Genomic DNA, 23,796 nt, shown 5'->3' on the forward strand with positions numbered 1-23,796 from the left:
ACCTTTTTAAATTTTAAGCTTCAAAATTGTAAAGTGGTTAATTTGATTTAACAACCTAACAGTAAAGTGCCATTGCCGTTTATCTTAATTCAGCCACAGTCGCAATGACAATTCGACCAATTCCGAATAACATTATTGTGATAGCTAAAAACAAGCTCAGATTATAAAAGACTTCGGGATATTTAGCGTCTTGAGGTAATGTAGGAGACTCCACCGTAACCAAATATTTTAGTTGGCGATAAGCTTCAATCCTCGACTTCTCTAAAGAGACTTGTGAAGACGTATACGCCTGCAACGCTAGCTCCATATTAATTTTATAATCGCTAAATTTGGCCATGACTTGTGAAACACTCAGATTCTTTTCATCGTCAGGTAAAGAGCTGTCAGCTGTTTTATCGGTTGTAAGTCTAGCCCTTTCATTTAGGAGTTGCTGAACCATACTTTCCAATTGAGATTTAGCTTGTAATACTTGTGGCGCATTTTCACTCATACTGTTTCTGAGGGCGTTAAGCTCCGTTCTTTTCGTAGCAATTTGCCCTTCTATTTGATAAGTAATTTGTTGTAACGCCATACCTTCTGCTTGTGGATCCAGCAAATTATGACGACGTTGAAAAGCCAACAATTCGGTTTTGGCTTCTTGTAGTCTCTTCTCAACCAACTGGTGCTCTAAGGTTACAAACTCTAGTTGTTTTTTCGCTAGATTATGACCAATTTCATTGATATACCACTCTGCCCTATCAACAATAGTCTTGCTCATCAAGTGCGCAAACTCAGGATCAAAACCTTGAACAAAAACACTAATAACTTGGGACTTCTCATCCAACTCCACTAAAACCCGGTCCAAATAATACTTTAAGACAGTTTCTCTGCTTGCTTCACCACTTAGGCGACTAAAAAAATCGTATTTGGTATTACTGTAATGTGTTGAAAATTCTAATGTGTTTTCTAAATACGACAACATGTCATTAGAATACACAAAGGCTTTTACCAATTCTGTATCTAAACTACCCGAGCCAACCCCAAATCCAGACATAATGGCCATAGCCGGATCTAACGTTGCCATTCCATCGGGCTCTTTAACAATCAATTGCGCTTGGCTTTCGTATCTTGGGCTTGCCCATATCACTTGATAAAAAGTAAATAACAAAAAAGGTAAGATGACGCACAGTGCAAAAGGACGTTTAAATTTTTTCAATTTAGGATTAGCTGATAAAACAACCATTTTATCTTTTAAACTTACAGCATTATTTTTTAACATTGTTTTCCGACTAGTTGCCTCGTTTGAAGATAAAGTAGCCAGCTCAGGCTCTTGCTCTAAAGCCTTAACTCGTAATTCTTTCAATTTTAATTGGTTGGCTTGCGTTGGCGATAGATTTTTAACTCGCTGCATTAGCCGAAATGCTAAGGTAATGTCGATTAATTCTAGCGAATCTACTCTGCTAGTTAAAAAGTCAGCATCAGCCCACTGTTCATGAGATAACGAAGCTTTAAGATCGGCAAAGCGCTGTTCTAATTCTAATTGTGCTTGTTTAGTCATGATTATAAAGCCTGATATTGTTCGATCCCTTGCTCGAGATCGTTATAAAACGTTAACTCACCCTTATGCAGCACTATTGCACTGTCGCAGAACTGTCTTATTTCATCCATTTCATGGCTAACCATAATGACGTTCGCTTTTTCACTACGCTCTAATAACGCCTTTTTTGCTTTTCGTCTAAATTTAGCATCTCCTACCGAGGTGACTTCATCAATAAGATAAACGTCAAAATCGATAGCAATTGAGCAGGCAAACGCTAATCTGGGTTTCATACCGCTAGAATAACTTCGCACGGGTAAATCAAACTTTTTACCTAATTCAGCAAACGCTCTTACCCGTTGTTCGTATTTATCTAAATCAGCAATACCATTCACTTTACCAATAAATCGTGTATTTTCCCGCCCGGTCATTTGTTGATGAATACCAGTAGTGAGGGCGACAGGCCAAGACAAACTTAAATCAGTAATGATTTGACCTTTATTGGGGTATTCACTGCCGGCAAGTAGCCTGAAGAGCGTAGATTTACCAGCACCATTAGAGCCTAAAATACCAATATTATGTCCACTAGGAATTTCAAAAGATAAATTTCTAAAAATATATTGATTGCCAAGTCTAGAGGGATAAAATTTAGTAACATTTTCTAAGCGAATCATCGACTTATCGCCTTCTTCCAGGAGATGTGATATACCGCTAAAGATATGAATACAAAAATCAACACAATGCTGGCCAAAAACCCTAAACTCACTCCTTCGTGACCATAAGTAGAATGCACTGAATATCTAGTTAATTCGATTGCGTGTAGAATTGGATTCCAATTTAAAAAATGCCAATACTCTTTTGGAAAATCCTGTAGTGAAAAAAACACCCCTGATACAAAAAATAACGGACGGGTCAGTAAATCTCTTAATTTACCAATTTCGGCAATAAAAAGCTCAGCGATACCAAATAACAGCCCCAAAGAAACAGCGAGTATCCACAAAAGAAAGAAGCACACCATAAATAGAAGTGGATCGGATATTTGTAACTCCATGTTCATGAAAAACATAATGATAACGATACCAATTATCACAAATATTTTTATTAAAACTTCAAATAAGGCACTTGCAAATACAGCACTAATTGGCTGCACTTGTCGAAACGCAAATAATGCCTTGTTTTTTTTAATTGACCTTGCTGCACTACCTAATGTTTGTAAAAAGCTTTGAATAAATAGAATTCCAATGGCCATGAAGGTAAAAGTAGGAATGGTATGGGTATCCCCTCCTGCTAATCTGCCCCGTAGAAAAGACAACACAAAAATAAACACTACAGGGTTCACCACCGCCCAGCTCAGACCAAACTTATCATTAAACCCAGTACGTATTTCCCGGGCAAATAAGGCAAAGATGACATCGCGCCAAATCTCCCATTTGTTACGTTTAATAACTGTCGTCATAAACTGCTATTGTACAATTAGATTAAGTTGCGACATTGGCGGCTATAGCAATTTGATAGATGATTTGCGTGACATCTTTGATAGATTGCATAACTTTGGCGTCTACTTTAGGGAGTATCAAAATTTGATCCCCAGCTTTTAACTTTGCGTTTTGTTGGTCTTTTGAACCAGAAGAAACAAAGCTAGTTATACCGTTTGCATGAACAATGGCGATACGATCATCATCAGCTCGTTCACTGAACCCACCAGCCCACGCGATGTAATCTGATACGGTAGCTTTAGGGTTATAAACAATAGCTTGAGGCATTAACACTTCGCCGCCTATTTGAATCAAGTCAGTTTGGGCAGGGATGACAATTTCATCTCCTTGCTCGAGACGAATATTCGCAACTTTGCTATTTTCAGACACAATCACTTTACCTAGAGGTTCGATTCTTCTGGCACGAGCAATAAATTGGGATACTAATTCAGCTTCTTGAGCTCGAATCGAGGCTTCACCACTAGATGAAGCTGGCGCAGTGAATAAACTACGCTCTAAGCGATCTAATGACTCATTGATCAACAACTTTTGCTGATCCATGACGCTTTCGCGCTTAATGTAAATTGAACCATAATTGGCTTGTTCTGGGTCAACTTCTATGTAGCTCAACAAGTCTAACAACCGAGTATCTTTTTCAACAGCATAAAAAGATGGTCCTTCATAGCTACCTGATATCTGCACACTAATAACTTGAGGGCGAATGTCATCGTTAAATAATACCGTGTCGCCATCGGCCATGGAGAACTGATCAAATTCCTTTACTGGTAAGTAGACCGAAATTGGGCCAGAGGCACGGCTGCCGGTAATTGCTACATGACTAGTTTTCGATAGAGGTCGCGCGTAAGTCATTAATGCCGTACCAGAGCGTTTTGAAGGTTCAAGTTCAAATCTGAAAGGATATCGCGCAGAGCCTTCTACGTTAACCATAGCGCCCTGCTCACCCACAAAAATTACGTCCTCATCTTTAAACGAGAATGCAGGTAATTTACCCAACTTAAGAAAATCATATAAATCGTAACTTAAGACGGTTTCACCTTGACGTTTAATTGTGATGGTTCGATAACTACCGCGATGAGGGTCGATGCCACCGGCACGCTTGAGATAAAACAATACTGAGTCTGAAGCCAAGCCAGCGTATTGTCCAGGTCTCAATACTGGCCCCGCCACAAATACACTCACAGGTGTGGCAGTAAGAAGATTAACATACACACTCACGTTGTTGGTGTATATGGATTTAATCCCTTGTGTTACCACCGAATTCACGCGACTAGCAGGAACATCTTGAACTTTAATTGGCCCCACATCAGGAATGAAAATATTACCTTGATTATCTACAGTTACGACCTCAGAGCTATTTACTGTCCCCCACATTTGGATGGCAATTTTATCGCCAGGCGCAACTAAATAAGCTGAGTTCAAGCCATCACTGCGTTCAGTTTCAAACCCACCTTTGAACAAGTTTGCGCCGTAAGGTGGTGGCAACCCTTCTTCACCTGCAGGCATAGGTCCTGACTCTGAAGGTAAGTTAATGCTCCCCCCTCGCCCAGTACTGTTGCCGCCTGATTGAATATATTGGGATAAATCAACTTGCTGACTTTGACTAGCCTGCTGAGCTTGTTGTAACTGTTCTTCAGTCGGGGTTTGTTGAGAATAAGATGGCACTATCAATAAAGAGCTAGTACTAAAAATGATTAACTTCAATACCATAAGAGAAAAGAAACGATAATTGAATGACATTATTGATTGCCTCCTGCATCAGCTTCATTGTAACTGGCTAAAATAGGGCTAACAGCATACCAACTCCCCTTATCGGTTTTACAATATACCCGTTGACCATCGACCAAAAACTGAACCTTACGGCAGATTTTCCCACTTGCAGCAAAAAATACCTGTCCTAGCTCGGCTTGCTTACCGTTTATTTGTGCTTTGCGAGTATTTCTATCTTTGGAAAGTACAAGTTGTTGTTCAGAAGATAAAAGCACGATATCGGGACCAAACTCATGTTCAACGAGAGCACGGCTCGCGATAGGTTGATCAATTGAACTGCACCCTTGGAAAAGGGTGCCCAGTAAAAGAAGGCTACTCAGTATTTTCATAAATTATACGGTCTGGAATATTGAAAAGAATAATAACGCGAGATGAGACACATTCAAAGGTTACTAACGAAATAACCCTGAGTTAATTCTTAGGATCAGATTCAGCTCTAAAAATAGTTAGAATTCGCCAAACATGCTGAATCACTAAGCTATAGATAATTAACAGTACAATAAAAGCCCAAAACATAATATATTCTGGTATCAACAAAACTTCACCTACAACTCCAACAGCAGCATAAGAACTTCCAAGCAACAAAATAGCCACTAATGCCCTTCTTGATGATAGTCCTGCACGCATAAATATATTATGAAGATGCTGTCTATCAGGTTGTAACATTGACTTACCTTTCCTAGCTCTTCTATACATAATTGCAGCCATATCCATCAAAGGTAATCCAATTAACCAAACAGCGGTTATCGGTCTCATAGCAGCTTCACCACCTTGAGAATATTCAACTAGCAACCAGACTATAGTAAGGCCAACAAACATACTGCCGCTATCGCCCATGAATATTTTATTACCTTTAAATCCCTTAACACTCAGATTAAAAGCTAAAAATGGAACAATTGCAGCGATAACAACTAAAGGCCCCATGGCGGCTTCACCATTTTGAGCAATTAACAACAGTAAAACGAAGCTGCCTAAAACAATTAGACTCATGCCACCAGCTAGCCCATCAATGCCGTCAATCATATTAAAAGCATTGATAACACCGACAACACAAATAAGTGTAAAGAAATAACCAAAGAAACCGAAATCAACAACTCCAAATCCAAATATGTCACCAAGCGATGTGAGATAGTTTTGTGCGCTGTAAGCCATAATGGCTGCCACACCAAATTGACAAACAAGACGGCCTTTTGCACTTAAATCGAATTTATCATCTAACATACCTAAAAGAACGATAAACGCTGAAGCAGTAAAGAATAAGGTACCGTTTTTAAACCACACATCGGTAGCGAAACAGGCAAAAAACACCGCTCCAAATATACATACACCTCCAGTCAGAGGTATCATGCCAATATGCGTTTTTCTATCATCAGGTGAATCAACTAAGCCTAATTGATGTGCTAATGGTGTCATAATCACCAACAAAATAGTTGCTACCATAAACGCAGTAAACAAAGGCGCAAACTCCAGGTGATTCAGCATTAATAATTTCCTTTATTTTTTATATCTAAACGCAAAGCAATAATTAAGCCTCTTTGCATTAAATCCTAAAGTAAAAATAGCGTTAGCTTGTATCTCATTTAAAATCTACTCAAATACCATACTAGGTAATTTGAAATATACTTAAAGTGTACAAAAAGAAAAATATACAGAAGGCTAACGACTCATTGCGGTGCATAGTAACAAATTAGGTTGCTGCAATACCAGCAATATCATGTTAAAAATAAACACCATAATGTAAACAGAATGATAACAAGTAAAGGCAGCTTTTTTTTAATTGTAAGTAATTGAATTAACTTTATTTATTATCTAATAATTATTTCATACTTACTTTTAATTCTTTAAATTCTACGTTGCTTTTGTTTAAGCTCAAAGCACCACTAGAGTGCATCATGATAACTCCACTCTAGTATTCATTCAGTTATTTTATATAAGTTCATTGTGATTATATTGTTTTCAACGTGGCGCTCTAGTATAACCATGTTGAACATTTAAAATATTTACAGGGAATTGTTTAGATATAGCCAGAATTCAATAAGATTATAAATAATAGGCGTATCTAAACTTAATCATCAAATAAATACAAAAAAGGCAAAATAGATGGCGACAGAACAACCTAATAGTACCCAATTAGATACTAGCTTTTTCGGACATCCAAAAGGTTTAATGACTCTTTTCTTCACAGAGATGTGGGAGCGTATGAGTTATTACGGGATGCGTGCTTTGCTAGTACTTTTTATGACTGCAAGTATCCAAGAAGAAGGACTAGCTATTACCGTAGCTTCAGCAACAGCTATATATGGTTTATATACTGGTGCTGTGTATTTCATGGGTTTACCTGGTGGATGGATTGCCGACCGCTTAATTGGTAGTCAAAAAGCAGTATGGTATGGCGGCATTGTCATAATGTGTGGCCATATTGTTTTAGCGATTCCGGCATCATGGAGTTTTTATATTGGGTTAATCTTAGTGGTTTTAGGAACTGGTTTGCTTAAACCCAATGTAGGCATTCTAGTGGGCCAGCTTTATGCTGCAGATGACCAGCGCCGTGATGCAGGCTATACCATTTATTACATGGGAATCAATATTGGTTCTCTCATCGGATATACCATTTGTGGGTGGCTACAAGTCAATGCGGGTTACCATTATGCATTCGGCGCCGCTGCAATAGGTATGGCAATTGGTTTATTTCAATATCGCGCCACAATTCATAAGCTCAATGGTGTAGGAGCGGTTCCATTATTAAAACTATCAGAATCAGGTCAGAAAAAAAGTTGGGGAGTTATAGTTGCCTTTTTACTAGGGCTAGCTGCAATTACGTTTAGTATGATGACTGGGCTACTTACCATAAATCCAGTCACACTAGCTCAATATGTCGCGATTGCTATTACACTAGTATTTTTAGCCTACTACGCTGGTGTTTACCTTTTCGGCAATCTCTCTGCTGACGAAAAACGAGCGCTAGGGGCGTTATTCGTTGTTTGTCTCGCGTCGATCTTTTTCTGGTCAGGGTTCGAACAAGCTGGCTCTTCCTTAAACCTATTTGGCCGTGATTATACTGAACGTATGATAGGAACCTTTGAAATACCTCCGGCATGGTTTCAATCTGCAAACTCATTTTTCATCATTACACTATCTCCTTTTTTCGCCGCATTATGGGTTAACTTAGGCAAACGTATGATTACCCCGTCTTACGGAATCAAATGCGCAATTGGCTTAGTTATCATGGCCTCAGGTTTTATTGTTATGTTTTTTGCTGCACAAATTGCAGCTAGCGGTTTAAAAGCTGCCCCCTACTTCTTAGTAGCCACTTACTTTTTACACACTGTAGGTGAATTGTGCTTAAGCCCTGTAGCATTAGCTGCAGTAAGTAAGTTATCTCCCAAACGCTTTGCTGGCCAAATGATGGGGGTTTTTGTTTTAACCTATTCAATTGGAAACGTTACAGCCGGTTTATTAGCTGGAGGACTGGATCCTGACAACTTAAGCGATATGCCCAACCTATTTATGGGAATTTGCCAAATTACTATTGCTGCTGCCTTGGTGGCGGGGTTATTGTCAATAAAATCAGGGAAGTGGGAAAAGCTCGCCGAAAAAGCGTCTTTCAATAAAGATTAAAACCTTTGTAAATAACTAATTTAGAAACTAATCATAAACGCCTCTAAACTTGCAGTATTTTAGAGGCGTTTTTGTTTATATTTTTCATCTCATCCTATTTATAGTGATAATATTGTTTATTAATTAGAGACCATGCAGAGGTATTAAATTGAAATTATATTTCTCTACCAAGAGCATTCCGCAGCTACAGCACTTGCCTTTAACTAAGCGTTTAGAGGCAGTACAAGTTGCTCAGAAAAAGTTAGTTGGCCCTGAAAAACTGCTACTTAATATTTTAAAGTTATTGGTAGTCATCCCTGTATTTGTTCTCATATTACAAACCGCAACAAACTGGGTGGCTATAATCTGGGCTTTACTCGTAACTTTACTTTATCCATTATTTATAAAACCATTTCATTATGGTTTAGTCGCTAAATATATTCCATCACATAAATTTCTAGGAGAATAAAATGCAAACAATTTTAGTAACCGGTGGAGCCGGTTATATTGGTAGCCATACTGTCTTACAGCTATTAGAAGCTGGAAACCAAGTTATTGTGCTGGATAATTTATGTAACTCTTCAGAAGAGTCACTCAAACGAGTTGAAGAGTTAACAGGCAAAAAAACGATATTTGTTCAGGGTGATATCCGTGACCATACTATTTTAGAGTTACTTTTTTCTAAGCATAAAATTAATGCTGTCATCCATTTTGCAGGCTTAAAAGCTGTTGGCGAGTCTGTCGAAAAACCTCTTAATTACTATAATAACAATGTATACGGTACCTTAACCTTATGCGAAGCCATGAAAAAATTTGGTGTTAAAAGCTTAGTATTTAGTTCATCAGCTACGGTTTATGGTGATCCAGTTGAACTACCTCTAAGAGAAGATATGCCAACAGGTCAACCAACAAACCCTTACGGCATGTCTAAGCTTATGGTTGAGCTGGTATTAAAAGATTTATATCAATCAGATAACGACTGGAATATTGCCCTGCTACGGTATTTTAACCCAGCTGGAGCTCACCCATCAGGACGTATTGGCGAAGATCCAAATGGGATCCCTAACAACCTAATGCCATTTATAGCGCAAGTGGCAACCGGCAAGCGGGAACAATTATCTATCTATGGCAATGACTACGATACACCAGACGGCACAGGTGTAAGAGACTATATACATGTAGAAGATTTAGCTGCAGGCCATCTAAAAGCCTTAGAAAAGCTACAAACTAATGTAGGAATAGTGACTTATAATTTAGGAACGGGCCAAGGGTATAGCGTTCTAGACATGGTTAAAGAGTTTGAAAAACAAAGCGGTCAAAATATCCCTTATCAATTTGTACCGAGGCGCAGTGGCGATGTCGCTTCTTGCTATGCCGATCCTAAAACCGCATTTGACGCATTAGGTTGGGAAGCAACGAGAGGTTTAGCAGATATGTGCAGAGATTCATGGAAATGGCAGGCAGATAACCCAGAAGGTTACTAGTAAGGAGTAAAAACCTTAACAAAAAAGCCCCGCTTACTATTAATAAGCGGGGCTTCTCTTTAACAAAATTGACGCTTATAAGTCATCCAAAAACGCATCAATATCATCATCCAGGGCCTCTTCCTCTTCTGATACTAAAACTTTTCCGTCTAGTACCTTGTACTCTAGGTTTTGAAAATAGGCACTTTTAACAAAGCTATAAGGATCTGCAGAAGAGTTTAGTTGTTGCTCTTGTGAGATAACCGCGGCTCTGCTTTCCAGTACCTTTATTCCCGTTCTAAAAAACGAAAAATAAAAATTCAGACTATCTAATGGTGAATAAGAAGAGTCCACAACGTCACCCACTCCCGAACGAATATCTGTGGGCCCCCATGCTGGGATCATAAGATACGGACCCGTACCCACACCCCATTTACCAAGCACTTCACCAAACTCCTCTTCTTTAGCCTCTATACCTAGTTCACTTGCAACATCAATTAGGCCAAGCAGTCCCACCGTAGAGTTGAGTAAAAAGCGCCCTAAACTTATAAAGGATCCTTCTAACTTACCTTGCAATAAATTATTGAGTGAGTTGGAAGGTTCTTCCAAATTCTCTGCCATATTTAACAGCCCAGTACGAGCAAACTGTGGCATAACCCCAACGTAAGCAACAGCTGCTGGTCGTAAAAGATAAGCATCTAATACATCGTAGTTGAAGTCCCACATAACGCGGTTAAAAGGCTCAATAGGATCTTTGGGGTCATTGTATTCTTGAACCTGCCCGTCTACTACTCGAGTAGACGTACAACCACCTAACAAGAAGAGAAGGCTTAAAAAACTGAATATCACTTTTTTGTTTGTCATAAAATTCTATCTATTAAAATAGTTTCGTTGGTTTGTTTTTCACTACTTAGGGTAATAAGGCGCTCTCCCTGAAGGTCCCCTGTTGACTGGGTAACGTCTTCATCTGGCGATATACGGGCCACTATTTTTACGTCATTTAGCTGTGACAAAGTGTAATTAGGCAACATAGCATTTTTATTTGATAACTCAATTACCACAGGAAAATCCCCCAATGGCATTTTTACAACGGCTGCTGGCATTTTCATAGCACCATTATTTTCCTGAGCAAACACAAACAAAAACCCTTTTTCTGGTAACCGTAAATCACTATTTAGGTTTACAGTAATCGCCACACTCGGGATTAATTGCTCAGACTGAGTATCATCAACTGCTGACAACTCAAACTTCAATTGATTAATACGTTGCTCAATTAACTTATAATTCGAATCTGTATTTGGAATAAAAGCTAACAAGCTTTGCCAGTTTTCTAGAGCTAGCTGTTTATCGTTAAGTTGTGTCGCCACAACAGCCAGTACCCCCATGGCGTTAGTATTCTCGGGCTCTATAGACAACAAATGCAATAAAACCTGTTTGGACCTTAACACTTGCCCTTCTTGTCCAGTCATCAACAACGCCTGCGCGTAACTTGCCATAGTGCTGGTATTCGTAGCGTCAAGCTCTAGCGACTGTTCAAATGATTGAATAGCATTATCTATACTGTTCATAGCTCCATAAACACGTCCTAATAACATCCAACCAACTGGATCTCCGGGGTTATCAATTAACTTAGTACGCAAGCCTAACGAAAAGTCTTTCAAATCATCTAACTGCAAACTAGCATCCCCTTGGATCATTCTTTGCCCAAGCTCGCTTGTTTTTTGTTTTACATTTTGCCAGTGTTCAATTTGTGCAATCTGATTAGCCTGCCAATAAACAGCCACACCAACGCCAATACTTAATAATGCACCTAGCAAAATAATAGATGTTACTTTTGGTGATGGCTGAGACTGAGCCGATACCTCATCAAGCATAGCAAGGGTAAGCTCTTCTTTAGACTTCTGGGTATCTGTACTATCCAACAACCCTTGCTCTTGTTCACTATCAAGCTCGTTTAATCTTTGTTTAATCAATACCTTGTTATTAATGACATTGGCTTTAGGCTTTTGTTCTCTGATCCATGGAAGGCAACACAGCACTGCAGCAAAGAAAATAAAACATGCTCCCCATATATAAAAAATACTCACTCGTCAGACTCCAGTAGGGCTTTCGCTTTCTTCAATTTTTCATCATCTAAATGAGACACTTGTCTTTTACGGCCCAATACAATACCTGCAATAGCGATACATATAAAAAATAGCGGTAATAACCATAACCAAATTGTCATTGAGTTGACAGGGGGCTGATAATAAACAAAGTCACCGTAACGCTGCTTCATAAAATCAATGACTTCTTCTTTAGTTTGGCCCTGCTGCAATAACTGGTAAACCTTTCGCTTTAAATCGATAGCGATCATAGCATCCGAATCAGCAATATTTTGGTTTTGACATTTAGGACAGCGTAACTCTTTAGTTAATTCAAAAAATAACGCTTGTTGTTCGGGAGCTTCAAAGTAAAATTTATCTTCAGTGGCAAATACCGACAAACTCAGCCCAAATAAAAAACTAAAAAGTAAAAAGCTAAAACCTTTCATTAGTTAGCCACCAACTTGTTGTAAATAGGGGCAAACTTAGTATTCCAGACCCTTGGGTTGATATCCCCAATGTGGTGTAGCCTAATCTTCCCTGTCTGGTCAATTAAGAACGTCTCTGGCGCTCCGGTCACCCCTAAATCAAGTGACAAATCCCGCTTTACATCAAAAATATTAAACGCATAGGGATTCCCCAACTGAGCAAGTTTGTCTTTTACTTCTTGTTGCACTCTTGCAACGGTTTTAATACCAAAATCAGGATCAATATCTTGGTCGTAATACAAACCAATAATATGTTTTCCATCCTGCTTTAGCTGTTGTAGATAAGGTAATTCAACGGCGCAAGTTACGCACCAAACTCCCCAAACATTTAAAAGCGTGACCTTACCCTCGAAAATTGCCTGACTATACGATTTCTGTGTCTCCATTAAATCAGGCAACACAAACTCTGGCATTGATTGTTCAAGCAAAGTTGATTCGTGCTCTCTAGGATCTGAAAATAACCCCTGGTATAAAAATGCCAGCAACCCCAAAAACACAACTAAAGGTAAAAGAAAGATCATAAATTTTTTCATGATGTTTGCTCCATCAAGTTCTTAGGATTTTCTTTAGCAGAGCCAGCAGTACGTGCAAGATTTCCCATTCGATAACGTTTGTCAGAAATCGAGAATGCCCCACCTATCGCCATAATAAATGCGCCAGCCCATATCCAATTAATAAAAGGTTTCACATAAATCCGTAATGACCAGTCGCCATTTTTAAGCTGCTCCCCTAATGCAACGAACAAATCCCGACTGAAACCTGAATCAATTCCAGCTTCTGTCATCACATTTCTTTGCACAGGGTAAAAACGTTTTTCAGCTTTCAGCGTACTTACCAATTGTGAATTTTGGTACACATCAACGTGAGCAACGTCAGCTGAATAATTAGGGCCCTGTAATTGAGATATGCCTTTAAACACAAATTCATAACCCTGCAAATTAACGCTATCACCTTCTGCCATTCTAACGTTACGCTCAGTGTTATAAGCACTCACCAATGTAATACCAATTAATGTTACAGCAAAACCTAGGTGACCTAATACCATGCCCCAATGACTTGCCGTTAGCTTTTGTAAACTTTGCCATGTGGAATATTTACCCGCTGTGACTTGGGGCTCAATACGCTGCCGCACCTCCATAACAGTAGTAATTATGACCCAAAAACTCATTACCAATCCAAGGTCTGCCATATAAGTGGATTGCTCAAAACCAGCGTTAACTAGTAAGCCGGCAGAAAGACTTAAACCAAGAGCTATCATTATTTGTTTTGAAAGAGCTTGTAAAGACTGATTTTTCCACCTAGATAAAGGACCAACCCCCAGTAATAAAACAAAAGGTACAATCAAATAGGTAAACATCTGGTCAAAAAATGGCGCCCCAATAGAGATAGAACCCATCCCCAATTCTTTGTGAACCAATGGCAATAATGTCCCTAGCAAGACAACCAAGGTTGCGGCTGTCAAAAAGATATTATTTCCCATTAGGAATACTTCTCTCGACACTAAGCCATAACGGCCATTACTTTTGATTTGTGATGCCCTAAGAGCATACAAGAACAAAGACCCACCAATAATCACTACCAATAAACCAAGAATAAATAAGCCTCTACTAGGGTCGCTTGCAAATGAATGCACAGATACCAAGACCCCAGAACGAATTAAAAAGGTCCCTAACAAGCTTAACGAAAAAGCAGCAATGGCTAAAAACACCGTCCAAGACTTAAATACCTTGCGTTTTTCAGTTACGGCAAGGCTGTGCACTAAAGCAGTACCAATGATCCAAGGCATAAAAGCAGCATTTTCTGAAGGGTCCCAGAACCACCACCCGCCCCAACCAAGCTCGTAGTAGGCCCACCAACTTCCCAATGCCACACCAACAGTTAAAAATGACCAGGCAGCTAATGTCCAAGGGCGAGACCAGCGAGCCCATGTTGAGTCGAGTTGCCCAGAAATAAGAGCCGCAATAGCAAATGCAAACGCGACAGAAAACCCCACATACCCCATGTACAACATGGGCGGATGAATGATCATCCCAAAGTCTTGCAGTAAAGGGTTTAAGTCTTTACCGTCGATTGGGTAAAATGGTAGCAGGCGATCAAAGGGGTTAGAAGTGAGTAACATAAACAGGTAAAAACCAATGCCAACCATTCCTAAAATAGCTAATACCCTCGCCAATACTTTTACCGGAATTGCTTTACTAAAAAGCGCAACGGCTAAAGTCCATACACAAAGGATCAAAGTCCATAGTAAAAAAGAGCCTTCATGACCTCCCCATACAGCAGTGTATTTATAATGAATTGGCAAGGTGCTATTAGACGTATTAGCAACATAAGCCACACTAAAGTCATCATGTACAAACGCATAAGTTAAACAAAAATAAGAGAATGCAGTAAATAAGAACATACCAATGGCGAGAGGCTTTGCCATGGCCATCATTTTTTGATGACCTTTATAGGCCCCCCACATGGGATAAACAGACAATAATATGGCTACCATAAGAGCCATAATTAATGAGAAATTACCTAGTTCAGCCAGCATAATATTTAGTAGGCCCCACTTTCGTAATCAGTACTTTCAGAAGGTTTAACATGCTTAATGCCTTTCATTTTTTCAGCAAGCTCAGGAGGCATATATTCTTCATCGTGTTTAGCTAACACCTCATGAGCGTCAATATGATTTGGGCTGGTTAAAATTCCAGTAGCGACTATGCCCTGTCCCTCTCTAAATAAGTCGGGTAAAATACCTTGATAACTAACAGTCACAATTGGTCCGGTATCCATCAGGTCAAAACTTACTGCTAAGGTTTCTTGATCACGCTTCACTGAACCTTCGACTACCATGCCACCTATTCTTAAACGTTGACCGACTCCTGGAATGTTTCCTTCTTTTCCCTGAATCAATTCAGATGGTGTATAAAACAAATCAATATTTTGATTGAGAGCATATAGCATCAAGCCAACTGCAGCAGCAATGACTAATACAATGGCAGCTACCACCATCAAACGTTTTTGGCGTCTTGGATTCATACTTGTACCCCATTATTTTCTGAGTTTTCAGAAGCGACTTTAATTCTTGCTAACCGAGCTTGTTCTGCATGTACATTTTTAAACAAGGCTCTTTTGCTAAAAAAAGAATCCAGCCATAACCAAGCTAGGCTTAAAAAGCTCACTCCAAAAGACAACCATACATATAGGCCATACCCGCCCATATCCCAAAAACTCTGAAAATCATCAAAATACATTATTTTTTATCACCCCAAACATGCTCATTCAGAGCCAATTTCACCACCCAAGGGCGCTTCAAATCTCTTTGTAAAATTTCATTTTGTAAGCGCTGAATAGATATCGCACCACAAACCAATATCCACCCTAAAATACTTAACAATAAAGGCCATAGCATTTCAGGAGGCATAGAAGGCTTATCTAATTTCATGATAGTTGCGCCTTGATGTAGGGTATTCCACCACTCAACGGAGTAATGAATTATTGGCAAGTTAATAATACCTACCACAGCCATTACCCCTGCCGCCTTGCCTGCTTGTTGTTTATCATCGAAGGCTTTGTATAAAGAAATCACACCAAGAAACAAAAACAGCAGAATAAGCTGCGACGTCAATCTTGCATCCCACTCCCACCAAGTACCCCACATAGGTTTCCCCCAAGCAGCACCTGTCACTAACGAGACAAAAGTGACGGTAGCACCAACTGGCGCGAATGCCATCATAGCCATAAAAGAAGTTTTCACCTGCCACACCAAGCCTACAAAAGCCGCGACAGCCATAGCAATATACAAACTCTTTGAGAGGACAGCAGTTGGTACATGTACGTAAATAATTCTGTAAGCATCACTCTGCTGGTAATCAGTTGGCGCAAAAGCTAAGCCCCACACTGCAGCCAAGGTTATAATAAATAAGCCAAATACAGAAAACCAAGGCAACAAGAGTTGGCAAAGTTGGTAGGTGCGTTCGGTCTTAGCGTAAGGATGTAACCATTTCCACATCAGTTTTGGCTCACTCTAAGTGCGTAAGCAATGGCAAAGGGTGCCAAAGCAAGAGAAAAAAGTAACATGGCACCTATAATGGCCAGTTGCGCGTTGTACTGTAACCCCATTGATGCTGCTTCAACTGCAGAAGTTGCAAAAATTAACAAGGGTACAAATACCGGTAATAATAAAAGGGCAAGTAACATTCCACCTTTATTTAGCCCTACAGTTAATCCTACGGCAATAGCACCAATAAGGCTCAATAGAGGAGTACCTAACAGCAAAGTTTTGAGCAATGCCCAATACATAGGTTCAGTCAAATGTAAAAACAATGCCAAGAGAGGGGATAAAATAATAAGTGGAAAAATACTCGTTATCCAATGGGCAAACACTTTTACCAGCGCAGCACCGGATAAAGAAGCCCCCGACAATATCAATTGCTCTAGGGAGCCGTCACTAAAATCATCTCTAAACATTCTTTCTAAGCCTAATAAAGATGACAAAATTGCAGCAACCCAAATAACACCAGGCCCTATTAACTGCAGAGTTTTAGGCTCTGGCCCTACACCTAATGGAAACAAGCTGATAACCAATACAAAAAACAATAATGGCTGCATCAATTCGGCCCTTTGCCGATAGGCTAAAGACAAATCTCTTTTTAAAAGGGAAACCAGTGCCTGCATTAAATATTGTATTCCAAAGTGACTTCAGTAGTAGGGTATTCTATTTGTAAAGACTGATGAGAGGTCATCACAACTGCGCCACCTTTTTCCAAAAAACTTATAATCTGTTGATTGAGTAATGCGATTCCTTGTACATCTAATGCAGTAAAAGGCTCATCCAAAATCCATAGTTTGGCATTTTTTTTAAACCAAAACCTTGCAAGCGCCACTCTTCGCTGCTGCCCTGCGGATAAATTAGCAACAGGGATATCTTCTAATCCAACCAAGTTTAATTGTGCCAAAATCTTATAAACCTGTTCAGTAGTAGTAATAACCTGATGAAGAACACACCAAAACAATATATTTTCTACGGCAGTTAGGGTTTGGTTAACACCTAATTTATGCCCAAAGTAGACCAAGCTTAAAGCATAGTCATTGCGACAATCTTGAATTTTTTCACCTTGAAACAAAACCTCACCAGACTCAGGCTCAACTAAACCAGCCAATACCCTAAGCATGCTTGTTTTACCGGCACCGTTAACGCCTCTCAAATACGTCAAACTGCCAGCAACAACGTTAAATTTCACCTTAGAAAATAATAACCTATCTCTTTTAACTATCGACAAATTATTAACTGAAAGTACTGACAAAGCTATCCCATTTAGATCACAAAATAGTTGGGAATAATATCATAGCGGATATCAACTACGACAGAAAATAGTCGTTAAAATTGCAGCAATCGTCTTAATATTTGTAAAACTACGTAACGAACCATTAGTAAAACCTAAATTTGCGGTAAACTCATTTTTATTAAACCTTTACGCTAGGTGCCGATAAAGTAAATATGTCAGATATCCCTCTCCCCTCTCAAGTGGCCGCTTCACAAGCATTAATGCAGCTTAGTCAGCTATCAGCTAGTTCTGACATAGCCAAACAAGGTGTTGAGGTTCTTGTAAAGCATTTAGGTGATAACCTAGTATCACTCAACAAAGACACCAACTTTTTTAGCAAAACCGTCACCCTAACCGCCGATAACGTTAAAACAGCTTTAGCTGACGGGCAAAAATACCAATTAAGATTATCTTCTAAATCCCCTTTAGCCCTTGAGTTTTACTCAGCGAATACGACCCAATCAAAAACATCTCCAGAAGTATCAAAAAGTAGTTTTTTACTAACTGAACAACAAATCAATAATTTACTTAAGTTACCTGCAAAACAACTTCTCTCGGGACTTAATTTACATAAAATAGAAAACGCTGTTAGCTCTCTACAATTACAAGCCACTGTGTTATCCACTAAAAACCAGGGGCAGTTAAATGATGCACTTAAGCATACTCAGCAAACGGCAAACACAGCTGAAAACGGATCAGTGGCAACAACAGCGAATAACAAACAAGCAAACATTTTACCTTTGCGAATTAGTAGTCACGGTACTCAAAGCGAAATATCGTTATCGCTAAAACAAACGAATCCATTTCAAAGTGGTGAAAAAGTCACGATTACCCTTACCCCCAAAGGGAATAACTGGCAGGTGACCCTAGCAAAATTGACAAGTAATGGTGTGAATGATTCTGTTCAATTAAGTCTAAAGCATTTAGAAAAACAACCAGCAAACCAGCATTTGTCTCAACCGTTACAAGCATCCCCTAAACTTGAGCAAACCAATCAACAAACCATTATCCCAGCATCAAAAGCACAGGACATCATTAAGCAAGCCTTGCAACAACACAGTCTCAACACTACTAACAAACTTGTTGAAGTCAGTTTGCCTATAAAACAGGTATTGCAGCAATTAGTTAAATCTAATCAGCCTGAAAGCCTCGCGATTATTCAAAAAATTAAAACATCACCTATCCTAAATATAAACTTACAATTGACTCCATCAGGAGATGCAAAGCTCAGCATACAAAGCCAAAAGCCCGTAGTGACTATTCCTGTTAGCCCTGAAATAGCCAAAAGCATAATGCCCCTTAAAATTCCCGGACAAGAAGCAACCTTAAAAACTGTGAGCCAATCTATTGTAACTAGCGGTGAAACAGCTAGCCCAACCAAATTAAATAAAGAACCATCTATTGCCAAGACAAACATGGAAGCTGTAGTTGTTACTAAACCGATTGATTCAAAACCTGTGGTGAGCAATACCAACAAAACTGAATCGAATCCAGAAATTAAGGTATCTTTAAAAGATGCGGCACTAAACCTTGCAAAAGAAGTGCAAGAAAAGCCCGTTGCCAGCAGTGTTATTACACCGCAATTATTAAACAACAAGCCACAACAGGCTAATTTATTGCAAAGCTTACTGCGAATAGTACAAGCTAAAGCTGACGCGCCCGCAGCCAGTTTACAAGGATTAGACAAAGCTCTGGTAGATACCGAGTTCTTAAAAGCTCCAACAGAAACATCAACTAAACAAGTTCTTGAACAACTACTTAACCAAGTAAAGCAGGCCCTACCCCAAGGTAAAGAACTAGACCATCAGAAGATAAAACAACTACTAACCGCCCCAATATTAAATTTATCAAGCACACAATTAACAAACCCTGCTGCTAGCCAAGGGTTGTTTAGCGGTTTGGTTACTATGCTACAAATATCTTTAAGCGCTAGATTAGCGAGAGGCCAAGCCCAACGCTCTGAATTTGTAGCTGAAACATTAAACAAAGTAATACGCGCTTCCGGAAAAGCCGGTTCTACTACCCCTAAAGGGTTACAAGAGTTTTCTCAACTTGAACAAAAACACCAATTAATACGTGATATCGGCCGGTTAATGTCAGTACATCAAGCCAATAAACTATCTAGCGCAGAACAATCAATACAAGGCCAAGAAACCTTTTATTATAACCTTCCTTCAATTATGGGAGGCACCATGAAAGATGTAGAGTTATTAATTAAAAGAGAGAGTGAGCAACAAGAAGGTAATGAAAAAGAACAAAGCGAGAATAAAACTTGGCAACTTACAATGAAGTTATCAGTAGGTGAAATGGGCGAGTTGCTAACCAAAGCTAAATTACGACCTGACAATATAGATTTAAATTTTTACGTTTCAAATGACGAAGTAAAAATTCAAGTTATGAATTACCTACCTTTACTTAAACGTAAGCTTGATTCTTTAGGGATTAAAGTCAATAAATCTGAATGCCAGCTAGGAAAAATCCCTGACACCTTGGCGCAGCGCCCATATCACGTATTTCAAACCCAAGCCTAATGGAGTAGTAAAGATGAAAGACACCTCTACATCTAACAAAAAACAAAAAAGTGCAGTTGGGCTAAAATACAACCAAGAGAATGCTAAATCTACACCTACAGTGGTTGCTAAAGGGTTTGGAGACTTAGCAGATGAAATAATCGCTCTAGCGCGAGACAATGGCGTGCTAGTTCATGAAGATCCATACCTTAGTGACTTTTTAGGCACCTTAGATTTAGGTCAAGAAATTCCTGACCAACTATATCATGTCATAGCTGAACTCATTGCATTCTCATATGTTCTACAAGGTAAGTTCCCTGATAGCTGGGCCAAATCGCACGGTAAGGTCTCTAAAAAGGTATAACAATTTTTGGTGATTCAAATACAAAAAAGCCCTACTAAATAGGGCTTAATAAAAACATTTACGAAAAGCTAAAGAATACGACTAGCTTTCAGCTTCTTCTGCAGGAACAGGCTTAGATAACAACAAAGCACGTAAACGAGTGTCTATGTCTTTTGCCATTTCTGGATGCTCTTTCAAGTAAGTAATAGAATTAGCCTTACCTTGTCCGATACGCTCACCGTTGTAGCTATACCAAGCACCGGCTTTTTCAACCATTTTATGGGCCACACCAAGGTCGATTAGCTCACCATGGCTGTTGATCCCTTCACCATAGGTAATTTGGAATTCAGCTTGTTTGAAAGGAGGAGAAATTTTGTTTTTAACGACTTTAACACGCGTTTCGTTACCTACAATTTCATCACCTACTTTAACAGCCCCTGTACGACGAATATCTAAACGTACAGATGCATAGAATTTTAAAGCGTTACCGCCAGTGGTGGTTTCTGGTGACCCAAACATCACACCAATTTTCATACGAATTTGGTTAATGAAAATCAGCATAGTATTGGACTGCTTAAGATTACCCGTTAGCTTACGCATGGCTTGACTCATCATTCGAGCGGCCAACCCCATATGCGAATCACCAATATCACCTTCGATTTCAGCTTTAGGCGTAAGGGCTGCTACAGAATCCACAACAATCACATCAACCGCGCCAGAACGTGTCAACATGTCACAAATTTCCAAGGCTTGCTCACCGGTATCAGGCTGAGAGACTAAAAGTTCGTTAACATCTACACCCAGCTTTTCAGCATAAATAGGATCAAGTGCATGCTCGGCATCTATAAAGGCACAAACCTTACCGTTACGTTGCGCTTCAGCTATGACTTCTAGTGTTAAGGTTGTTTTACCACTAGACTCCGGACCATATATTTCAACAATTCGACCTAGCGGTAAACCACCAGCACCCAAAGCAACATCTAAACCTAATGAGCCCGTTGAGATAGTTTCAACGTCCATGGTTTTGTTATCACCTAGTTTCATGATAGAGCCCTTACCAAATTGTTTTTCAATCTGGCCAAGAGCAGCACTTAACGCTCTGTTTTTATTGTCATCCATCAGAATGTCCTTCGTAATTGTCAGCATTGGTATGACTTAACAATGAGTCATTCACAATGTAATTTGTTATACAGTAGTTATGGGCAAAGTATACTGTATGGTTATACAGTTACAAGTAAAAATAACAATTTATTTTTAAGCACTCATAGAATTGTTTATTTTGTCACCATCTTTAAAATAGTAGATAAAGCAAACTCAACGGCTTTCATTCTAACAGTTTGCCTATCACCACTGAATTTTAGCTTGTGGGTTACCACCTCACCACACACAGCAAAACCAAACCACACGGTACCAACTGGCTTTTCAGGCGAACCTCCGTCTGGCCCAGCTATACCACTCACACTTATAGCCAGCTCTGCATTAGCTGCGATTGCAGCACCTAATGCCATTTCTTTTACAGTCTCAGCAGACACGGCTCCATATGCAGTTAACGTTTTTGAGCTTACATTTAACATCTCTTGCTTAGCGTCATTTGAATAGGTAATGAAGCCTTTGCTGAACCAGGCAGAGCTACCAGGGGTACTGGTGATGGCATACCCTACTCCCCCGCCAGTACAAGATTCAGCGCATGTTATCTGCCATCCTCTGTCTAAAAGTGTTTTTCCTATTAGTGCGGCTAATTCAAGGGTTTCATCGGGCATATCTACAACCTGCTCTGTAATAAGATTAAACAAATATCAAGAACGTCAATTATGACATCTAATAAATTTTAAGGGCAACAAAACAAAACGTCCCCTACGATTAATCATCTTAAACTTAAAATGCATAAGCATTTATGTCACTAGTCCTTTATAATCTGCAGCAATTCCCAAGCCCACGGAAAAACAAGGCTTAAGCATACATGTTTGAACAATTAGAATTAGACGATGACCTCATCCACGCAGTGGTAGATTTAGGGTATAAAGAACCCACTAGCATCCAAAAGTTAGTTATACCCGAGGCCATGAATGGCAAAGATATATTAGCATCGGCGCCAACAGGTACAGGTAAAACTGCAGCGTTTTTATTACCTGCCTGTCAATTTTTACTAGACTATCCGAGACGAAATCCTGGCTCTACCCGTATTCTTATATTAACGCCAACCCGTGAGCTGGCATTACAAATATTTGAACAAGCTAAAGCCATTTGTAAATATCTACCCCATATAAACTGTGGCGTAATTACCGGCGGTATTAACTATGGTACCGACCGTGACTTATTAGAAAAGAACTTAGATATTCTGGTTGCCACACCAGGGCGTTTATTCGAACACATCGAAAAAGAAAGCTTTGATTGTCGTGATATCGAATGCCTAATTTTAGATGAAGCTGACCGCATGTTAGACATGGGGTTCTCAGCAGTCGTCAATCAAATAGCTGCAGAAGCACGCTGGCGTAAACAAAGTATGTTGTTTTCAGCAACGTTAGAAGGCGCTGGTATTGCTCGCTTTGCAGGGGATTTACTAGACGACCCAGTTGAATTAGAAGCCGATTCTAGCCGCAAAGAAAAAGGCGTGATCCATCAATGGATCCACCTAGCTGATAACGCTCATCATAAATTAGCATTACTGACACACATATTAAGTAATCAAGTCGAAACAGCCATTGTTTTTGTAAAAACTAGAGAGCGTTTAGCCACACTTGTAGGGCAACTGCAATCTGTAGATATTGATTGTTGCTGGTTACAAGGTGAAATGCCACAAGACAAACGTAACGCCGCCATGGAAAGATTTAGAAGTGGCGAAGTTAAAATTTTGGTTGCCACAGATGTAGCCGCCCGAGGTATAGACGTAGACAACATCAGCCATGTCATAAATTACGATATGCCACGTACCGCAGATGTTTACGTACACAGAATTGGCCGTACTGGCCGCGCCGGAAATAAAGGCACAGCCATATCTTTAGTAGAAGCACATGATATAGCCATAGTGCCTAAAATTGAGCGCTATACAGAACAAAAGTTAAAGCGCAGAGTCATTGCAGAACTAAGACCGCAAAATAAAGAAGCCAGACCACCCACTAAGAAAAAAGTGAGTACAAAAACCAAAAAAGCTGTGCTTAAAGCTAAACGAGCAGCGAAAGGAAAAAAGAGAAAATCAAAGGGCAGAGGGCCAAAAAGTTAA

24 protein-coding genes are annotated in these 23,796 nt (G+C 39.5%); 6 read left to right on the top strand and 18 right to left on the bottom strand.

Annotation, left to right across the window (positions count from 1 at the left end; translation table 11 throughout):
* Positions 1-79 precede the first annotated feature (79 nt).
* The 6 genes from ABJE44_RS09710 to wecA form a co-directional block, all read right to left on the bottom strand.
* A complete protein-coding gene (locus ABJE44_RS09710; RefSeq protein ID WP_348111840.1) occupies positions 80-1,537 on the bottom strand; it encodes a lipopolysaccharide biosynthesis protein in 1,458 nt (485 codons plus the stop codon).
* 2 nt (positions 1,538-1,539) lie between these two features.
* Positions 1,540-2,190: an ABC transporter ATP-binding protein gene (locus tag ABJE44_RS09715; RefSeq protein WP_348111841.1), complete on the bottom strand. Its 651-nt coding sequence runs from the start codon at positions 2,188-2,190 to the stop codon at positions 1,540-1,542.
* A complete protein-coding gene (locus ABJE44_RS09720; RefSeq protein ID WP_348111843.1) occupies positions 2,187-2,972 on the bottom strand; it encodes an ABC transporter permease in 786 nt (261 codons plus the stop codon). Before ABJE44_RS09720 ends, ABJE44_RS09715 begins: the two co-directional genes overlap by 4 nt.
* A gap of 22 nt (positions 2,973-2,994) precedes the next feature.
* The gene (locus ABJE44_RS09725) at positions 2,995-4,749 is read right to left on the bottom strand and encodes a polysaccharide biosynthesis/export family protein (protein ID WP_348111844.1); all 1,755 of its coding nucleotides are present in this window, start codon (positions 4,747-4,749) and stop codon (positions 2,995-2,997) included.
* The gene (locus ABJE44_RS09730; protein ID WP_348111845.1) at positions 4,749-5,108 is read right to left on the bottom strand and encodes a hypothetical protein; all 360 of its coding nucleotides are present in this window, start codon (positions 5,106-5,108) and stop codon (positions 4,749-4,751) included. The genes ABJE44_RS09725 and ABJE44_RS09730 overlap by 1 nt, the downstream gene beginning before the upstream one ends.
* An 82-nt stretch (positions 5,109-5,190) precedes the next feature.
* Positions 5,191-6,261 carry a UDP-N-acetylglucosamine--undecaprenyl-phosphate N-acetylglucosaminephosphotransferase gene (gene wecA, locus ABJE44_RS09735; protein ID WP_348111846.1) on the bottom strand — a complete coding sequence of 357 codons (1,071 nt, stop codon included), beginning with the start codon at positions 6,259-6,261 and terminating at the stop codon, positions 5,191-5,193.
* A 618-nt stretch (positions 6,262-6,879) separates the two neighbouring features.
* Here wecA and ABJE44_RS09740 point away from each other — a divergent pair.
* From ABJE44_RS09740 to galE, 3 genes are all read left to right on the top strand, one after another.
* Entirely contained in the window at positions 6,880-8,397 is a 1,518-nt protein-coding gene (locus ABJE44_RS09740) for a peptide MFS transporter (protein ID WP_348111847.1), read from the top strand.
* 148 nt (positions 8,398-8,545) lie between these two features.
* Positions 8,546-8,845 carry a DUF6170 family protein gene (locus ABJE44_RS09745; protein ID WP_348111848.1) on the top strand — a complete coding sequence of 100 codons (300 nt, stop codon included), beginning with the start codon at positions 8,546-8,548 and terminating at the stop codon, positions 8,843-8,845.
* A gap of 1 nt (position 8,846) precedes the next feature.
* Entirely contained in the window at positions 8,847-9,860 is a 1,014-nt protein-coding gene (gene galE, locus ABJE44_RS09750; RefSeq protein ID WP_348111849.1) for a UDP-glucose 4-epimerase GalE, read from the top strand.
* Positions 9,861-9,935: 75 nt separating this feature from the next.
* Here the strand turns inward: galE and ABJE44_RS09755 are convergent, their stop codons facing one another.
* Genes ABJE44_RS09755 through ccmA form a run of 10 tightly spaced genes read right to left on the bottom strand, consistent with a single transcriptional unit; the run spans position 9,936 to position 17,702 of the window.
* Complete coding sequence (locus ABJE44_RS09755; RefSeq protein WP_348111850.1) at positions 9,936-10,703, bottom strand: VacJ family lipoprotein; 768 nt, start codon at positions 10,701-10,703, stop codon at positions 9,936-9,938.
* Positions 10,700-11,926: a c-type cytochrome biogenesis protein CcmI gene (ccmI, locus tag ABJE44_RS09760; protein WP_348111851.1), complete on the bottom strand. Its 1,227-nt coding sequence runs from the start codon at positions 11,924-11,926 to the stop codon at positions 10,700-10,702. Before ccmI ends, ABJE44_RS09755 begins: the two co-directional genes overlap by 4 nt.
* Positions 11,923-12,372 carry a cytochrome c-type biogenesis protein gene (locus tag ABJE44_RS09765; RefSeq protein ID WP_348111852.1) on the bottom strand — a complete coding sequence of 150 codons (450 nt, stop codon included), beginning with the start codon at positions 12,370-12,372 and terminating at the stop codon, positions 11,923-11,925. Before ABJE44_RS09765 ends, ccmI begins: the two co-directional genes overlap by 4 nt.
* Positions 12,372-12,944 (bottom strand): DsbE family thiol:disulfide interchange protein, encoded by a 573-nt coding sequence (locus ABJE44_RS09770; RefSeq protein ID WP_348111853.1) that lies wholly within the window; start codon positions 12,942-12,944, stop codon positions 12,372-12,374. Before ABJE44_RS09770 ends, ABJE44_RS09765 begins: the two co-directional genes overlap by 1 nt.
* Positions 12,941-14,947, bottom strand: coding sequence for a heme lyase CcmF/NrfE family subunit (locus ABJE44_RS09775; RefSeq protein ID WP_348111854.1), 2,007 nt, complete (start codon positions 14,945-14,947; stop codon positions 12,941-12,943). The genes ABJE44_RS09770 and ABJE44_RS09775 overlap by 4 nt, the downstream gene beginning before the upstream one ends.
* Before the next feature lie 5 nt (positions 14,948-14,952).
* Positions 14,953-15,435 carry a cytochrome c maturation protein CcmE gene (gene ccmE / locus ABJE44_RS09780; protein ID WP_348111855.1) on the bottom strand — a complete coding sequence of 161 codons (483 nt, stop codon included), beginning with the start codon at positions 15,433-15,435 and terminating at the stop codon, positions 14,953-14,955.
* Complete coding sequence (gene ccmD / locus ABJE44_RS09785) at positions 15,432-15,650, bottom strand: heme exporter protein CcmD (protein ID WP_348111856.1); 219 nt, start codon at positions 15,648-15,650, stop codon at positions 15,432-15,434. Before ccmD ends, ccmE begins: the two co-directional genes overlap by 4 nt.
* Positions 15,650-16,408 carry a heme ABC transporter permease gene (locus ABJE44_RS09790; RefSeq protein ID WP_348111858.1) on the bottom strand — a complete coding sequence of 253 codons (759 nt, stop codon included), beginning with the start codon at positions 16,406-16,408 and terminating at the stop codon, positions 15,650-15,652. Before ABJE44_RS09790 ends, ccmD begins: the two co-directional genes overlap by 1 nt.
* Positions 16,408-17,073: a heme exporter protein CcmB gene (ccmB, locus tag ABJE44_RS09795; RefSeq protein WP_348111859.1), complete on the bottom strand. Its 666-nt coding sequence runs from the start codon at positions 17,071-17,073 to the stop codon at positions 16,408-16,410. Before ccmB ends, ABJE44_RS09790 begins: the two co-directional genes overlap by 1 nt.
* Positions 17,073-17,702 (bottom strand): cytochrome c biogenesis heme-transporting ATPase CcmA, encoded by a 630-nt coding sequence (gene ccmA / locus ABJE44_RS09800; RefSeq protein ID WP_348111860.1) that lies wholly within the window; start codon positions 17,700-17,702, stop codon positions 17,073-17,075. Before ccmA ends, ccmB begins: the two co-directional genes overlap by 1 nt.
* 194 nt (positions 17,703-17,896) lie before the next feature.
* On the opposite strand from ccmA, the gene ABJE44_RS09805 reads away from it, so the two are divergent.
* Positions 17,897-20,254: a flagellar hook-length control protein FliK gene (locus ABJE44_RS09805; protein WP_348111861.1), complete on the top strand. Its 2,358-nt coding sequence runs from the start codon at positions 17,897-17,899 to the stop codon at positions 20,252-20,254.
* Between the two features lie 13 nt (positions 20,255-20,267).
* A complete protein-coding gene (locus ABJE44_RS09810) occupies positions 20,268-20,597 on the top strand; it encodes an EscU/YscU/HrcU family type III secretion system export apparatus switch protein (protein ID WP_348111862.1) in 330 nt (109 codons plus the stop codon).
* Positions 20,598-20,678: 81 nt separating this feature from the next.
* On the opposite strand, the gene recA is transcribed toward ABJE44_RS09810, so the two are convergent.
* Both recA and pncC read right to left on the bottom strand, forming a co-directional pair.
* Positions 20,679-21,701, bottom strand: a complete 1,023-nt coding sequence (recA, locus tag ABJE44_RS09815) for a recombinase RecA (RefSeq protein ID WP_205964483.1) — start codon at positions 21,699-21,701, stop codon at positions 20,679-20,681.
* A 149-nt stretch (positions 21,702-21,850) separates the two neighbouring features.
* A complete protein-coding gene (pncC, locus tag ABJE44_RS09820; RefSeq protein ID WP_348111863.1) occupies positions 21,851-22,336 on the bottom strand; it encodes a nicotinamide-nucleotide amidase in 486 nt (161 codons plus the stop codon).
* A 200-nt stretch (positions 22,337-22,536) separates the two neighbouring features.
* Between pncC and srmB the strand changes: the two genes are divergently transcribed.
* Entirely contained in the window at positions 22,537-23,796 is a 1,260-nt protein-coding gene (srmB, locus tag ABJE44_RS09825; RefSeq protein WP_348111864.1) for an ATP-dependent RNA helicase SrmB, read from the top strand.

This window comes from Paraglaciecola sp. (assembly GCF_039942875.1).
Taxonomy (GTDB): domain Bacteria; phylum Pseudomonadota; class Gammaproteobacteria; order Enterobacterales; family Alteromonadaceae; genus Paraglaciecola.

Bases quoted from the DNA above. Each gene is read 5' to 3' on its own strand.
- ABJE44_RS09710 (WP_348111840.1), bottom strand. From the start codon at position 1,537: ATGACTAAACAAGCACAATTAGAATTAGAACAGCGCTTTGCCGATCTT.
- ABJE44_RS09715 (WP_348111841.1), bottom strand. From the start codon at position 2,190: ATGATTCGCTTAGAAAATGTTACTAAATTTTATCCCTCTAGACTTGGC.
- ABJE44_RS09720 (WP_348111843.1), bottom strand. From the start codon at position 2,972: ATGACGACAGTTATTAAACGTAACAAATGGGAGATTTGGCGCGATGTC.
- ABJE44_RS09725 (WP_348111844.1), bottom strand. From the start codon at position 4,749: ATGTCATTCAATTATCGTTTCTTTTCTCTTATGGTATTGAAGTTAATC.
- ABJE44_RS09730 (WP_348111845.1), bottom strand. From the start codon at position 5,108: ATGAAAATACTGAGTAGCCTTCTTTTACTGGGCACCCTTTTCCAAGGG.
- wecA (WP_348111846.1), bottom strand. From the start codon at position 6,261: ATGCTGAATCACCTGGAGTTTGCGCCTTTGTTTACTGCGTTTATGGTA.
- ABJE44_RS09740 (WP_348111847.1), top strand. From the start codon at position 6,880: ATGGCGACAGAACAACCTAATAGTACCCAATTAGATACTAGCTTTTTC.
- galE (WP_348111849.1), top strand. From the start codon at position 8,847: ATGCAAACAATTTTAGTAACCGGTGGAGCCGGTTATATTGGTAGCCAT.
- ABJE44_RS09755 (WP_348111850.1), bottom strand. From the start codon at position 10,703: ATGACAAACAAAAAAGTGATATTCAGTTTTTTAAGCCTTCTCTTCTTG.
- ABJE44_RS09765 (WP_348111852.1), bottom strand. From the start codon at position 12,372: ATGAAAGGTTTTAGCTTTTTACTTTTTAGTTTTTTATTTGGGCTGAGT.
- ABJE44_RS09770 (WP_348111853.1), bottom strand. From the start codon at position 12,944: ATGAAAAAATTTATGATCTTTCTTTTACCTTTAGTTGTGTTTTTGGGG.
- ABJE44_RS09775 (WP_348111854.1), bottom strand. From the start codon at position 14,947: ATGCTGGCTGAACTAGGTAATTTCTCATTAATTATGGCTCTTATGGTA.
- ccmE (WP_348111855.1), bottom strand. From the start codon at position 15,435: ATGAATCCAAGACGCCAAAAACGTTTGATGGTGGTAGCTGCCATTGTA.
- ccmD (WP_348111856.1), bottom strand. From the start codon at position 15,650: ATGTATTTTGATGATTTTCAGAGTTTTTGGGATATGGGCGGGTATGGC.
- ABJE44_RS09790 (WP_348111858.1), bottom strand. From the start codon at position 16,408: ATGTGGAAATGGTTACATCCTTACGCTAAGACCGAACGCACCTACCAA.
- ccmB (WP_348111859.1), bottom strand. From the start codon at position 17,073: ATGCAGGCACTGGTTTCCCTTTTAAAAAGAGATTTGTCTTTAGCCTAT.
- ABJE44_RS09805 (WP_348111861.1), top strand. From the start codon at position 17,897: ATGTCAGATATCCCTCTCCCCTCTCAAGTGGCCGCTTCACAAGCATTA.
- ABJE44_RS09810 (WP_348111862.1), top strand. From the start codon at position 20,268: ATGAAAGACACCTCTACATCTAACAAAAAACAAAAAAGTGCAGTTGGG.
- pncC (WP_348111863.1), bottom strand. From the start codon at position 22,336: ATGCCCGATGAAACCCTTGAATTAGCCGCACTAATAGGAAAAACACTT.
- srmB (WP_348111864.1), top strand. From the start codon at position 22,537: ATGTTTGAACAATTAGAATTAGACGATGACCTCATCCACGCAGTGGTA.